This is a genomic window from Jutongia hominis (assembly GCF_014384965.1).
GTDB lineage: Bacteria > Bacillota > Clostridia > Lachnospirales > Lachnospiraceae > Butyribacter > Butyribacter hominis.
The window spans coordinates 26140-41217 of sequence record NZ_JACRSW010000015.1 but is presented as its reverse complement, the minus strand read 5'-3'; the positions used below and the strand labels follow the sequence as shown (position 1 = coordinate 41217).

Genomic DNA, 15078 nt, shown 5'->3' with positions numbered 1-15078 from the left:
TTCAAAAAAGGGCAAAACTAAAGTTTTGCCCAATCGTTTCTTCTATACTTAACACGCCTTTTTAATAAACCGGAAACTGTCTCCTCTCGTATTTGTATTATAACAAGATCTGCTTTCACCATTTCCAGCGTGCAAGGCGATGACTTTGCACTTGTTACTTTGTTATTCTTTGATATAAATATCAATAGAGAGATTGCCTGCATCCGAGCTGAACGGAATACTAAACCACTCCGGTACAGTTGCCTTGTAATCTGCTCCCGCATAATAACTTGGCGGTGTAATGTCTATCATAATATTACTGTTTGCAAATACAGTTGCCGCATTGCCGGCTACCATATTACCAAGTTCTGATATCGCACTCTGTCCTAACGCATCAATCGTTTCTACCGGCCCCATCATCATTTTTGATACAATCTGTAATGCGGTTGGATGATCAATATTCAAAACAACTTCGCCCTCGAGGTTTCCTACAATGCCAAGCTTAATGATCGATGTCTCCGCAGGATATGATCCATTCGACATGGACGGTTTACCTATTTTAAGATCCAACATACACATATCCTTCATCACTTTACAGACTGATATTATGAATGGGTTGATATGTTCCGCCTTCACGATATCACCTTCCCTTCCCAGTACATTTACATTCATGCATTCTAACGCAAAAAGCAGTATAAAAGACTTTGCAGCCGATTTTTACTGCTTCACTATGATATATATCCACATGTTTCTTTTCTTTTGTCTATACGCAGATACCATAATAGTATAACAAATCTCCTAATAGCTGTAAACTTATAATACCAATAATTTCTCCAACAACTGTCTTTATTAGAAAAAATTTAGATTTGTAAAACTTTCCAAAATGCTTGGCTTATTTTTATATCATAATTTTTAAGCCATTGTGCATATTTTTTCTTAAACATTTTTGTTTGTCGTGAGGCAATAATCTCTTCTTTCTTTGCCTGCGTATCATCGGTATCATTATTTTCGATACATTTGATAATATAATATCCATCGGAACCTGTGATCACATCACTCATCTGTCCTTTTTCCAATGCAAAAGCTGCATCGATGGCTTCTTTCGAAAGCTTCGTCGTATCTCTTCCGATCGTAAGCTCTGCATCTGCTGCATCGGTATTAGCTTTCGCAAAAGTCAGAAAATCGTCTGCCTGTGTAAGCTGTGTTTTTAACTGTTGTACTCTCTTTAACGCCGTAACTTTTTCCTTTTCATTCAACTCCACTTTTTTACCTGATGCATTGGTACCATTTGTGATCACTTCAAGATACTGGATCTTGATCTGCTTTGCTTCTTCATCGGAAATATTATTATCCACATCATCTGTTGCAACATAAAACATCTTATCTGCCAGTGCATTTTCTTCATAAATGTCCGATAAGCTCTGTACAGAGAGATAGTATTCCTGTTTATCCTGCTGTGTTGCGGTCTGGATCATCTCTTCGGCTTTTTGGACTGCTTCGTCTTTTTCATCATTAGTCAGCTTGACTTTCTGTTCTTCGGCTGCTGCTTTGATCACTTTGAGCTGTGTAACCATATTAATAACTTCTTCCTTCGCCTCATCTCCGATCGTTGTATCTTTTCCAACGGAATATGACCAGATTTTCTCTCCAAAACTGCCTTCATACTGGTTCTTTAAAAAATAACAATAATTTTTCACTTCGCTGTACTTGATCCCCTGATCTCCTACTGTGATCACAATGGAGCTATCCGTAATATCTCCTTTTTCTAACTTTGCGCTCTTCTTTTTTATTGAGCCGCTACATCCTGTGATACTTCCTGCCACCATAACGCCTGCTAAAAGCAACGCGACTATTCTATTCGTTCTTCTCATAAATTCCTCCTATGTCTTCTATAACTTTCTCTATCATATCAAAAAGTTCCTGCGTTGTGTTAACTTTTACTTTTTGCACTTTTGCCACCCCCGATGTATATCGGGTAGTCCGTGGCATTTTCTTTTGATTCTGGTCGATCAGATAAATAAAATACGGCTTTTCGGATGGCATATAGCGCAGCTTTTCTTTGTAGCTTTTTAACATCTTTGCTGCTTTCTGCCCATCCACAACACGGCTTTCATGCAAAAAGAACCGGATTCCATTTGGCTTTTGTATAATCTGCTCAATCCCTGTCTGATGTGCTTTTGCTTTGATCCTTGCAATATATAACAGGTTCTGTGTCACTTTCGGAATATCACCGAAACGGTCGATCAGTTCTTCCTGCATATCACGATAATCTTCTTCATTCTGTATCTCTGCGATCTTTTTATACATATCTAACTTCTGATATTCGCTCGGTATATATTTAGCCGGGATCAGAGCTTCTACCTGAATATCGATCTCTGTCTCAAATTCTTCTTCAATCGTCGGATCACCTTTCAGACGACGGACTGCATCATTTAACATTTTACAATACAGGTCATAACCAACTGCTTCCATATGACCGGACTGTGCTTCCCCAAGCAGATTGCCTGCTCCTCGTATCTCCAGATCACGCATGGCAATCTTAATACCCGAACCAAGCTCGGTGTACTCACGGATCGCTGCAAGTCTCTTTTGTGCGACTTCTTTGAGTGCTTTATCTCTTTTATACATCAAAAATGCATATGAAGTACGGTTCGATCGTCCTACGCGTCCGCGAAGCTGGTATAACTGTGACAATCCCATCCGGTCCGCGTCATCTATAATGATCGTATTAACATTCGAAATATCCAGACCGGTTTCAATGATCGTCGTTGCGACAAGCACATCAATTTCACCATTGATAAATGCCATCATAATATTTTCGAGTTCTCTCTCACTCATCTGACCATGTGCAAACGCTACATTAGCATCTGGTACCATTTTCATGATCTCTGCTGTTACTTCGTCAATATTTCTGACACGGTTATATACATAATATACCTGACCGCCTCTGGCTAATTCACGATTGATTGCTTCACGAATGATCTCTTCATTATGCTCCATAACAAATGTCTGGATCGGCAGACGATCGATCGGCGGTTCTTCCAATACACTCATATCACGAATACCGACCAGACTCATATGCAAAGTACGCGGAATCGGTGTCGCACTCAATGTCAAAACATCGACATTTCCTTTCATCTGCTTGATTCTTTCTTTGTGCGTCACACCAAAACGCTGTTCCTCATCCACGATCAAAAGTCCGAGATTTTTAAATGTAACATCTTTTGACAAAAGCCGATGTGTTCCGATGATAATGTCGACTTCTCCGTTTTTGAGTCTTTCCAATGCTTTCTTTTGCTGTGCCGGTGTACGGAAACGTGACAGCATCTCCACAGTGATCGGGAAATCACCGAGTCGTTCCATAAAGGTGTTGTAATGCTGCTGTGCAAGGATCGTTGTCGGAACCAAAAAAGCGACCTGCTTGCTGTCATTGACTGCTTTGAACGCAGCTCGCAGCGCAATCTCTGTCTTGCCATAACCGACATCACCACAGATCAGGCGATCCATGATCTTCGTGCTTTCCATATCCCGTTTGGTATCTTCGATCGCTTTTAACTGATCCTGTGTCTCTTCATATGGAAAAAGTTCTTCAAACTCATTTTGCATCGGTGTATCCTGACTAAACGCATAACCCTGCATCTGTTGTCGCTTGGCATACAAAAGCACCAGGTCTTTGGCGATCTCCTGTACTGCGGTGCGCACACGCGACTTTGTCTTTTTCCATTCGTTTGAATTTAACTTGTTTAGTTTAGGCTTTTTCGCACTCTGGCTTGCAAACTTCTGTAACACATTCAAACCAGATACCGGAACATACAAATTACCGCCATCTCCATATTCGATCTTAATAAAATCTTTCGCCACACGGTCAACCTGTACTTTTTCAATTCCTTTGTAAATGCCCAGTCCATGATTCTCGTGTACGACATAATCACCAATGTTGAGATCATGGAAACTCTGGATCACTTTGCCGTCATATTTTTTCTGGCGTTTTCTCTTCGTTCTGGTCTTTGCGCCAAAGACATCTCCTTCTGTTACGATAACAAATTTTGCTGTCGAATAAATAAAACCTTTGCGCAGATATCCATACGATACCATGATCTGTCCTGCCGACAAGGTCGTATCCAGTGTTTCCCGGTAAAAAGATGCCACTCCCTCTGCATTCAGGTCACGGCTCATACGCTCCGCACGCGTTCTGGAAGCCGAAAGAACGACAACACGATAACCGGTCTCACTCCATTTTTTCAGATCTTCGATCAAAAGATCATAATGTTTATTATAAGAACCGATCGTCTGTACATGCAATGCATAACTTTCATTGACTTTGATCTTCTTTGGCAGTGTGTCTAACATGGTCAGATAAATTGTTCTTTTTTGTTCTAACATAGCAAGTGCCGACTCTGCACTATATAACAGTTCCATCTGCTTTGGCAGGATATATCCCTTTTCAAGTCTGCCTTCCATACTCTCACGAAATTCCGTTTCAATTGCTTCTGCTTTCTCCATGCAAAGTTGTACATCATCAACAAAGAACAGTGTATTTTGACGATCAAAGTAATCAAAGAAACTGCCCTGTCCGATTGAAAAATACGGAACAAAGCTTTCTAAGCCATCTCTTTGTCCATATTCCCGGTACTCTTCTTCTAACGCTTTGATCATCTCATTGCATCGGTTGACGGCTTCATGGTTTTTCTCTTGTCGAAAATGCTCGATATTCTTTTTCTGATCCTTTTTCATTGCTGCAAATGCTTCTGTGATCTGTGCTTTTGTCACAATAAATTCAGAAGCCGGAAAGATCATAAGGCTCTCGATCCTTTCGATCGAACGCTGGCTTTCGACATCAAACGAACGGATCGTGTCAATCTCATCTCCCCAAAGTTCTACACGATAAGGACAGTCTGCCGTAATTGGGAAAATATCCGCAATCCCACCACGCACAGAAAAATCACCGGGATTTTCGACCTGACTTTGCCTTTTGTATCCCATGTCGATCATTCGGACAATAAAATTTTCAAGATCCATCGTATCGCCTTCCGTCACAAATTGCATGGCTCTCTGATAAACCGATAGGTCGAAAAGATGCTCCATTCCAGCATCCATTGTTGTGATGATCGTTCCATTTTCCTGTGCCAAAAGTGCCTGTATCGCTTTCAGACGTTCGACCGTGATTGCATTTCCATGTACATCGGCACTGTAAAAGATCACATCCTTTGCCGGAAAATACAATACATTTTTATCAAACATCTTATAGTCTTCAAGCATTTCTCTGGCTTTGATCTCATTTTGCACGACAATAACAGACCATCCTTTTTCTTTTGACAGTCCGTAAATAAAATGTGCCTTTTGCGAATCCATGCAACCTGAAATATGCATAGGCAGACGTTCTCTGTCTATGCATTCTTTGGCACTGCTATATGCATTTATCTCCTGTAAAGGCTGTAATAACGTTTTCATTTTTCCCCTCTTTATCCGTTAAACCGGTTCATGGCGGTACGGGTATCCTCCGTGATCATGACTTCACACGCCTGTACTACTTTTTCTAATGCTTCCCGGATCACCGGTTCTTCTTCTTTGGCGAAACGCCCCAGAACATAATCGGCAAGATCCCAGCCTTTTGGCTTCTCTCCCACACCGATGCGGATCCTCGGAAATTCCTGACTTCCCAGATGTGCAATGATATTCTTGATCCCATTGTGACCGCCTGCACTTCCTTTTTCTCTGATACGAAGCTTTCCCGGAGCCAGATTGATATCATCATAAATAATGATCAACTCATCGGTCGGATCGACCTTATAATAATCAACCAACTCTCTGACACTTTCCCCACTCAGGTTCATATAGGTCAATGGTTCTGCCAAAAGCACCTTTTGACCGGCAATCACACCTTTGCCGCAAAGTGCTTTGTGCTTCTTCATATCCAGTGAAATGTTGTTTGCATCTGCTAACGCTGTGATCGCAGAAAAACCAATATTGTGTCTTGTTCCATTGTATTTACTTTCCGGGTTTCCAAGTCCCACTATGATATACATCTTCGTTCTCCATTCTGCTAACTGTTTCGTCATACCGTGTTCCGGTTATGTACCATGCCGTTTCTGTCCGGCACTACTGTTTCTTGTGTTTATACTTTGTAGTGCTGCTTTTATACCAGGTCACTAATAATGTTTATTAGTACGGGCTTCACCTAAATGTACGGTTTCACCTTTATACTTTGCTAAAGCTTCATGATCGACAATATGACGGTTATCCATTGTTTTCATGATATCTACAATATGTACTCCACTGGCAACCGAACTGTCTGCAAGATTTAAGATCTGGTTGTCACGGAATGATAATACAAACGGATGTAAGATATCGGTCGGATTTTCTGTAATTACCAGACCTTTGTCTCCATTGCTCAGATCAACACAGACACCCGGCTGCAACACATTAATGCTGTCGACCAACGCCTGCACAACGAGCTGATCGTATCCGTTTGCTCCGTCTAAAAGGTAACGAAGTGCCGTAATCTCTGACATCGGTTCTTCTTCAAACTTCATCGCTGTCATCGTATCAAATACGGAAGCTACTTTTAAGATTTCTACCTCATTGATCTTTTTGGTATTTTGAATAACATCTGCATCTCCAATCTGATACAGATCACGCATCGCAAGTGTTGTTGTTCTCTTTACCCCTGCATCCAGCTCATAATCTTTGTTGATCAACTGATATCCTGCATAATAATAGGTATTGATCTTCTTTTCATCCTCCTCTGACCTCTCTTCTTTCTTGATCTTGCGCAGTGCAAGCGGCATCATAAGTTCACCGATATCATGAAGAATACCTCCAACGACCACATCAAGCTGTGCTTTAAAATCAAGTTCCATCTTTTTCGAGATCAATGCACATAAAATAGCTGTGTTCAATGCATGTTTATAAACATAATCTTCTGTACTGCGTAAGTTTTGTACAAAATTAATCTTGTGATATAAAGAACCGTATTTCTTGATCACCTGATTCGCAAAAGGATACATCCCCTTTGGTTCTTTCTGTGCTGCCACATCATCAAGGATATCACGTATTGTAAAGATCGCCATTGCCTGAAAACGCTCAAACTCAATATCATCTTCACTCATTGGCGGAACCGGCTCTGCAGGCTCAAGAATATAGACACCGATCAATCCAAAGTTCTGAATGCTGACAATCCCCTGTCTGGTCAGTTTCGAATTACGTTCATACAGCATAACACCATTTTTATTATAAATGGGCTTTGCCAGGCGCATCCCTGTTTTCAATTCATCCGATTTTATAAATAACATATGCTTCCCTTACTCCTTTTCAGACCTTTTCTCCTGCAAATTGCTCGTAACACGGTTATAAAGTTCCAATGCTGCATTATATCCCATGTTTTTCTGTCTGTGATTGACTGCTGCCGATTCACAGATAACTGCGATATTTCGTCCCGGACGAACCGGAATCGAATGACATACGACCTGATTGCCTAAGAATTCAATATACTGCTCTTCCAGTCCTAATCTGTCATATTCCTGCTCTTTGTCATATTCTTCCAGTTTAATGACCAGATTGATCTCCTGCTCATCCTTTACACTTTCTACACCAAACAATGTCTTGGCATCAATAATACCGATACCTCGTAATTCAATAAAATGTCTTGTGATATCCGGTGCACTTCCGATCAAAGAACTGTCGCTGACTCTCTTGATCTCAACAACATCATCCGATACCAGACGATGACCGCGATGGATCAGCTCTAATGCGACTTCTGATTTACCGATACCGCTTTCACCCATGATCAGAACACCTTCACCATAGATATCAACCAATACACCATGTACCGAACATCTTGGTGCAAGTTCTGTATTCAGCCAGCGGATCAGTTCTGCCATAAACGGAGAAGTTGCTTTACGGCTTCTCAAAAGCGGTACATTGTATTTGTTCGCCAGTTCGACGATCTCATCTTCGATCCAGATCTCACGGCAATAAATGATACATGGAGGCTTTGGTGATTCTTCACTGCCACACATAATGCGTTCCATTACCTCAACACTTCGTTCAATACCGATCTTTTGCATATAAGTATGTTCTACATGACCGATGATCTGGATACGGCTGGAATCAAAATAATCAAAATAACCTGCTAACTGTAATGCCGGACGATTGACTTCTGTCTGTGTGATCTTGACATGATCGATATCGAGATCCGGTGTACAATTCTCTAACTCTAATTTGTCTGCTAATTCCTTTAATGTTACATTATATCCACTACCTTGCATAATCTTTCCTCCATTCTTTTATTATGTACTCTCGGAATTTTCTAAACGAAATATTTCGAGATGGATTTTTGTTATACAATGACATTTTTGCAGTGCGTACACGGTGTGTACGACGAGAAAATGGAAGCAGTATATCGAAAATCCAGCCGAAAGGGTTCGTTTGGAGAAGATACCGAAAGTACATTATTATGTACTCTCGGAATTTTCTATTCAGAAGATTCCGGTAACGCATTATTTCTTTTTTTTGTAAATTTATTCTTTTTTCTTTGATCTTGCTTTTGGCATGCTTTATTTTTGCTGTTCTTGTATCTGCTTTTGGCATGCCCTGCTTTTGCTGTCCTTCATCGGCTTTTGATCTGCGTGTTTTTATTTTTCTTCCTCAATAAAAGCACTACTCTGTCTGTTATTATGAAAGAACTCATACACCTGCTTTGCAGCCCGTTCATTCATGGTATCCACCTGTGCCAGCTCTTCTACCGATGCATCGCGGATTTTTTCTAATTCCTTAAAATAGCGCATCAGGGCTTTTCTTCTCTTTTCGCCGATTCCCGGAATATCATCTAAGATTGATCTGACTTGTGTTTTGCTTCGTAACGACCTATGGTATTCGATTGCAAAACGATGTACTTCATCCTGAATTCTGGTCATCAGATGAAATCCTTCGCTGTCAGTCTCGATCGGGATCTCTCTTTCCTGAAAGAACAATCCTCTGGTACGATGCTTGTCATCCTTTACCATACCACAAACAGGAATTGCTAACCCAAGTTTGTCTAATACTTGCTGTGCAATGTGCACCTGGCCTTTTCCACCATCCATCATGATCAGATCCGGGAAACGTGTAAAGCTTCCAAGATCGGTGTTCCAGTCTTTCTCTTTGAGATTCTTCCTTTCTTCCAAACCATGCTGAAAACGTCTACTCAGCACTTCTTCCATACTTGCATAATCATCCGGGCCCTGTACGGTCTTAATTCGAAACTTCCGGTAATCGCTTTTCTTTGGTTTGCCGTTTTCAAAGACTACCATCGAACCGACTGACTGAAAACCATTGATATTAGAAATATCATACGATTCAATACGTAAGACTTCTTCTATGCCCATCCAGCCGCATATCTGTGCCATTGCACCGGAGGTTCTCTCTTCTTCCCGACGGATCTTTTCGCTGTCTTGTGTCAGAACCATTGCCGCATTCTTATGTGCAAGCTCCATCAAACGCTCTTTTTGACCTTTTTGTGGAACGATCACGCTGACTTTACTTCCTCTTCGCTGTGTCAGCCATTCTTCGATCAGATGACTATCCTGTATCTCATATTCTACCATGACTTCACGCGGAATAAAAGGTGTTCCGGCATAAAACTGCTTGACAAATGCCTGCAAGATCTCATCATTGCCGTCCCCACCGATTCCCTTCAGATAAAAATGATCCCTGCCGATCATTTTTCCTTCCCGGACAAAGAAAACCTGTACGACTGCTTCTTCATTCGTAGATGCAACGGCAATGATATCCCGGTCTACACCGCCGAAGTCTGTAATCTTCTGGCGAATCTCTACTTTTTTCACGCTTTCGATCAAATCACGATAATTCGCTGCATCCTCAAACTCCAGATTTTCGGAAGCTTTTTGCATCTTCTCCTGTAAGACTTCGATCACTTCGCGATAATCTCCTTCTAACAGTTTGAGTGCCTTGTCAAAATTTTTGCGGTATTCTTCTTTGGAAATATAGCCCTGACAAGGGGCATCACATTGTTTGATATGATAATTCAGGCAAGGTCTCTGCTTTCCTTCATCTTTTGGCAATGCCCGGTTACAGGTACGCACATGATAGATCTTTTGCGCCATTTCTATCGCATTCTTGGCCGTCCCCTGACTGGTAAACGGTCCGAAATAACGTGATTTGTCTTTTTTTTGCTGGCGGCAATAGATCAGGCGCGGATAATCTTCATATACCGTTGCCCGTATAAACGGATAGGTTTTATCATCCTTTAACATTGTGTTATACTTTGGCAGATGTTCTTTGATCAGGTTATTTTCCAATACCAAAGCTTCCACTTCCGAATCGGTGATGATATATTCAAAATGATCGATATGCGAGATCATCTGCTGAATCTTTGGTGTAACACGACGGCTGCTTTGAAAATACTGTCGCACGCGGTTCTTGAGGCTGATCGCTTTCCCGACATAGATGATCGCATCTTTTTTATCATGCATCAGATAAACACCGGGCTTTGCCGGCAGCTTTTTTAACTCTTCTTCTATATTAAACATCTTGTTCTCCCAGACATTGTAATCGTTGCGATTTTCTATTGCTTTTTATCCTATATAGTATACATTTTTTGTTCGTCTTTGTAAATTTGAACTGCTCAATATCCTTTCTCAAAAAAAGAACAGACCGCCAATATCATTCTGCCTGCTACAGAAAACATTGAAAAGTCTGTTCCTTATTTTGGTTATTTTAAATACTTTTTATCCGATTACTTTCTTTTTGCCGTAATCTATTTTCAGGAAGCCCTGTAATCCGATCTCCCGGCTGTCAATACTTTTGTTTTCCGGTCTGTCATGTTCAGCCTATATACTTTTAGCCTATCTTTTTTTCTCTTTGCTCTATCCTAAAATCTTTTTCAGATCCTGCTGTGGTGTGCTGGTAGGCGAGATTGCATAATGCTCTACTAGATATTGCAACACATTTTGTGACAGGAATGCCGGAAGTGTCGGTCCCAGATAAATATTTTTGATTCCGAGATGAATCAGTGTCAGCAAAATACAAACTGCTTTCTGTTCATACCAGGAAAGGATCATCGAAAGTGGCAGTTCATTGACATCACATTCAAATGCCTTCGAAAGTGCGATTGCAACCTGAATGGCACTGTATGCATCGTTACACTGTCCCATATCCATAATGCGTGGCAGACCATTGATCTCGCCAAGATCCAGATCATTAAAACGATATTTTCCACATGCCAGAGTCAGAATGATCGAATCTTTTGGTGTCTCTTTGACAAAGTCTGTATAATAATTTCTTCCGGCTCTTGCACCATCGCAGCCACCGACTAAGAAGAAATGACTGATATCTCCGGCTTTTACGCCCTCGATGACTTTATCAGCAACGCTAAGCACTGTGCCATGACCAAATCCTGTCATCACGTATTTACCGCCATTGATACCGCTTCGTTCCTGATCTTCCTGATATCCGCCAAGTTCTAATGCTTTTTCAATGACCGGTGTGAAATCTTTCTTATCATCAATGTGTACGATCTCAGGATATGATACTACTTCTGTAGTAAAGACACGATCCGCATAACTTGGTTTGACTGGCATCAGACAGTTTGTTGTGAACAGAAATGCACCCGGTACATTTGCAAATTCTTTCTGCTGGTTCTGCCATGCTGTTCCAAAGTTCCCTTTCAAATGAGCATATTTTTTCAGTTTTGGATAACCATGTGCCGGCAGCATTTCACCATGTGTATACACATTGATCCCTTTTCCTTTTGTCTGCTCTAAAAGCAGTTCTAAATCCTTGAGGTCATGACCACTTACCACAATAAACGGTCCTTTTTCAATCTGTAAACTTACTTTGGTCGGTTCAGGTGTTCCATAGCTGGTGGTATTTGCCTGATCGAGCAATGCCATACATTGCAAGTTGACTTCTCCTACTTCGAGAACAACCGGCAAAAGCTGTTCCATGCCAAACTCCTGACTAATCGTTTGTAATGCTTTATAGAAAAATGCATTGACTTTTTCATCCCGGTATCCAAGCATTTCTGCATGATAAGCATACGCAGCCATACCACGGATTCCAAATAAAATTAAGGATTTCAGGGAACGAATATCTTCATCGGCATCCCATATCTGCTTCATATCATAATCCGTAGCTGACATACAGCCACACTGACTTGCAAGCTCCTGTGTCCTATTGTGGACCTTTTGGATCATTTCAAATATGGTATTCTGATTAAAATTCACATTTGTGATCGTTGTAAAAAGTCCCTCAATGATCAGGCGGTCTGTCTCCGGTTCGTTTGGACATCCTTTGCAAGTATTTGCTAAGGCGATCATGGCTCCCGTCAACTGATCCTGTAACGCTGCTACTTTGGCATCTTTACCACAAACTCCAGCACTGCCGGTACAACCTGTACATCCTGCTGTCTGTTCACATTGAAAACAAAACATCTTTTTTTCCATTTTTTCTATCCTTTCTTTGGATTCATGCTTTGACAAATAGTATCATGCCCTAAAAAGCATTTATTCTTTCACTTTTTACAAAAGCAGTGTTTCATCCGCTTTTGTAACGTCAGGTAGAATTTGCCTGATCTGTTGTCTGATCTGTCTTTCGCATGAAAATGTGATTGATTTGATAGCTGCATTATGTCATAATTCTTACAACAAGAATGTTGTTATAACAACAAACAGGAGATTTTTATGAAAAACATTGATTTTTTAATGACAACCCCTCTCTGGAAAGGGCTGAAAGAAGAAGAAATCGAAGCCATTTTACCCTGCCTTCGGTCAGAAGAAAAATTTATTAAAAAAGGGGAATTTGTTTATCGGATGGGCGATCCGATCTCCTCTCTCGGAGTCCTTTTGCAAGGAAAACTTTCGATTGAGCATGATGATCTCTGGGGTAACAAAACGATTCTCAGCATGATCACCCCCGGAAACATTTTTGCCGAAACGTATGCCTGTGTACCCGGTGAACCGCTTATGGTCAATATCGTCGCGATAGAAGACAGTCGTATTCTCTGCCTGAATATGCTTCATTTACTGACAACCTGCGAACGTTCCTGCCCGCATCACAACAAATTGATCCGTAACCTTTTAGCGATCCTCGCACAAAAAAATTTGCATCTTTCCCGCAGAAGTTTTCATACTGCTGCCAAAACCATACGTGCAAGACTGCTTTCCTATCTGTCATACGAAGCTTCCAGACAGGGAAGTCTTTCTTTTGACATTCCATTTAACCGCCAGCAGCTTGCGGATTATCTGAATCTGGACCGCAGCGCATTGTCTAATGAACTCAGCAAGATGCAAAAAGAACAGATCATTATCTGTCATAGAAATCATTTTTTGCTGCATACGGATTCTTTTGACGAAATGGATTTTTAAATGTTTTGATCTTTTATTACAGTATCATGTAAAACAATCTGGTTCTTTTCATGCAATAGATTTTTAAATATTCTGCTGCTTTTTGAAACAGTAATCAGTTATTCTATTGCTTTTTGAAATAGTAATCATTTTTAATACAATTTACAGCAATGATTACAAATTCTTCTGTACAGAATGCAAAATCAATTATATAATAAGAGAATATGCTGCACAAAAAACAGAAAGGTATTTTTTATTTATGGTTATTACAATTATTGAAAAAGTGTATTCATTTCTTTGGGGAGATCTGTTCACATTGCCATTACCTGGTGGTGGAGCACTCGGCATTTCTCTTTTAATCCTATTATTGATCCCAACCGGCATTTATTTTACGATCCGTACAAAATTTCTACCGATCCGTTTATTTCCTGATATGATCAAATCTTTGCTGGAAAAGAAAGCGGACAAAAGCAGTCTGTCTTCTTTGCAAACGCTATTAGTCTCAACGGCTACCCGTGTCGGCATGGGAAATCTTGTCGGTGTGGTTGCCGCAATTTCTGCAGGTGGCGCAGGTGCGGTATTCTGGATGTGGATCACGGCTTTGATCGGTTCTTCGACTGCATTTATAGAAGCAACGTTAGCACAATTATATAAACAAAAAGATCCTTTATATGGCGGATACCGGGGCGGTCCGGCATATTATATCCATGCTTTTATAGAAGAAAAACAGAAACGGCATAAGAAAAGAAATCTGCTTTCTGTACTGTTTGCGATTTCCGGTCTGATCTGCTGGTGCGGTATCAGCCAGGTTATCAGCAATTCGGTTGTATCTTCTTTCAAAAATGCATTTTCGATTCCGCCAATCTACACTATTGTTGTATTGGTGATCCTGTCAGCCATCATTGTCCTTCGCAAAAATGCAACGGTAAAAGTATTAGATATGATGGTTCCTGTTATGGCAGTTTGTTATTTTACGATCACGATTCTGATCATCGTTTTGCATATTCATCTGCTCCCAAGTATCTTTTCGCGGATTATCCGTGAGGCTTTTGGCCTGCGTCAGGTAGCTGCCGGCGGTTTTGGTGCAGTTTTGATGAATGGTATTAAGAGAGGACTTTTTTCTAATGAAGCCGGTTCGGGTTCTGCTCCCTGTGCCGCAGCCGCAGCAGAATGTGACCAGCCGGTCAAAGCCGGACTGGTACAGGCTCTCGGTGTTTTTATCGATACGATCGTTATTTGCAGTTGTACTGCCATGATCATGCTTCTTGCCCCCGAAAAACTCGTCAAAGGATTACAGGGCATGGATCTTTTACAGGCTGCAATGAAATACCATCTTGGAGATTTCGGTGTTATTTTTATTGCCGCAACCTTATTTCTGTTTAGTCTGTCGACGTTCCTTGGCATTCTTTTCTACGCCAGAAGCAATGTCTCTTATTTATTTGGTGACAAATGGATCTGGCAGACTGCCTATAAGGTTCTTGCCTTGATCATGCTCTTTATCGGTGGACTTGCCGCCTATACGTTTGTCTGGGATCTGGGAGATGTCGGAATCGGATTAATGACCATCTTTAATGTAATAATCCTGTATCCACTTGGTGGTAAAGCTTTAAATGAATTAAAACTGTACGAAAAAGAAAAGAAAGAAAAAAGGAACTAAAAAAGTGCAAAGCCTGCACTTTGTCAAAAGTTTAATGGAACATTAAACTTTGCAAGAATTGCAATAGCAATTCTTGTTGGTGTGCCACTACTGTACGAG

10 protein-coding genes are annotated in these 15078 nt (G+C 40.8%); 2 read left to right on the top strand and 8 right to left on the bottom strand.

From position 1 onward, the window contains the following. Positions 1-162: 162 nt before the first annotated feature. The 8 genes from H8700_RS04605 to hcp form a co-directional block, all read right to left on the bottom strand. Entirely contained in the window at positions 163-615 is a 453-nt protein-coding gene (locus H8700_RS04605) for a chemotaxis protein CheX (RefSeq protein ID WP_249303829.1), read from the bottom strand. Between the two features lie 224 nt (positions 616-839). Next, the gene (locus tag H8700_RS04600; protein ID WP_249303827.1) at positions 840-1850 is read right to left on the bottom strand and encodes a peptidyl-prolyl cis-trans isomerase; all 1011 of its coding nucleotides are present in this window, start codon (positions 1848-1850) and stop codon (positions 840-842) included. Further along, on the bottom strand, positions 1834-5430 hold the full coding sequence (gene mfd, locus H8700_RS04595; protein WP_249303820.1) for a transcription-repair coupling factor: 3597 nt from the start codon (positions 5428-5430) through the stop codon (positions 1834-1836). Before mfd ends, H8700_RS04600 begins: the two co-directional genes overlap by 17 nt. Positions 5431-5441: 11 nt before the next feature. Next, a complete protein-coding gene (gene pth, locus H8700_RS04590; protein WP_249303906.1) occupies positions 5442-6005 on the bottom strand; it encodes an aminoacyl-tRNA hydrolase in 564 nt (187 codons plus the stop codon). 123 nt (positions 6006-6128) lie between these two features. Further along, positions 6129-7271, bottom strand: coding sequence for an HD-GYP domain-containing protein (locus H8700_RS04585; RefSeq protein WP_249303818.1), 1143 nt, complete (start codon positions 7269-7271; stop codon positions 6129-6131). Positions 7272-7280: 9 nt separating this feature from the next. Then, positions 7281-8246, bottom strand: a complete 966-nt coding sequence (hprK, locus tag H8700_RS04580) for an HPr(Ser) kinase/phosphatase (protein ID WP_022141059.1) — start codon at positions 8244-8246, stop codon at positions 7281-7283. Positions 8247-8612: 366 nt separating this feature from the next. Beyond that, positions 8613-10508 (bottom strand): excinuclease ABC subunit UvrC, encoded by a 1896-nt coding sequence (gene uvrC, locus H8700_RS04575; protein ID WP_249303816.1) that lies wholly within the window; start codon positions 10506-10508, stop codon positions 8613-8615. A gap of 336 nt (positions 10509-10844) precedes the next feature. Then, the gene (gene hcp, locus H8700_RS04570) at positions 10845-12422 is read right to left on the bottom strand and encodes a hydroxylamine reductase (protein WP_249303814.1); all 1578 of its coding nucleotides are present in this window, start codon (positions 12420-12422) and stop codon (positions 10845-10847) included. Positions 12423-12659: 237 nt separating this feature from the next. Here hcp and H8700_RS04565 point away from each other — a divergent pair, with 237 nt between their 5' ends. Next, the gene (locus tag H8700_RS04565; RefSeq protein ID WP_249303812.1) at positions 12660-13343 is read left to right on the top strand and encodes a Crp/Fnr family transcriptional regulator; all 684 of its coding nucleotides are present in this window, start codon (positions 12660-12662) and stop codon (positions 13341-13343) included. Positions 13344-13581: 238 nt separating this feature from the next. Then, positions 13582-14979, top strand: coding sequence for an alanine/glycine:cation symporter family protein (locus tag H8700_RS04560; RefSeq protein WP_249303810.1), 1398 nt, complete (start codon positions 13582-13584; stop codon positions 14977-14979). Positions 14980-15078 lie beyond the last annotated feature (99 nt).

What these genes read in the sequence shown, in the direction of transcription:
- hprK (WP_022141059.1), bottom strand. Translation starts at nt 8,246, where the DNA reads ATGCAAGGTAGTGGATATAATGTAACATTAAAGGAATTAGCAGACAAA.
- H8700_RS04600 (WP_249303827.1), bottom strand. Translation starts at nt 1,850, where the DNA reads ATGAGAAGAACGAATAGAATAGTCGCGTTGCTTTTAGCAGGCGTTATG.
- uvrC (WP_249303816.1), bottom strand. Translation starts at nt 10,508, where the DNA reads ATGTTTAATATAGAAGAAGAGTTAAAAAAGCTGCCGGCAAAGCCCGGT.
- hcp (WP_249303814.1), bottom strand. Translation starts at nt 12,422, where the DNA reads ATGGAAAAAAAGATGTTTTGTTTTCAATGTGAACAGACAGCAGGATGT.
- pth (WP_249303906.1), bottom strand. Translation starts at nt 6,005, where the DNA reads ATGTATATCATAGTGGGACTTGGAAACCCGGAAAGTAAATACAATGGA.
- mfd (WP_249303820.1), bottom strand. Translation starts at nt 5,430, where the DNA reads ATGAAAACGTTATTACAGCCTTTACAGGAGATAAATGCATATAGCAGT.
- H8700_RS04585 (WP_249303818.1), bottom strand. Translation starts at nt 7,271, where the DNA reads ATGTTATTTATAAAATCGGATGAATTGAAAACAGGGATGCGCCTGGCA.
- H8700_RS04565 (WP_249303812.1), top strand. Translation starts at nt 12,660, where the DNA reads ATGAAAAACATTGATTTTTTAATGACAACCCCTCTCTGGAAAGGGCTG.
- H8700_RS04560 (WP_249303810.1), top strand. Translation starts at nt 13,582, where the DNA reads ATGGTTATTACAATTATTGAAAAAGTGTATTCATTTCTTTGGGGAGAT.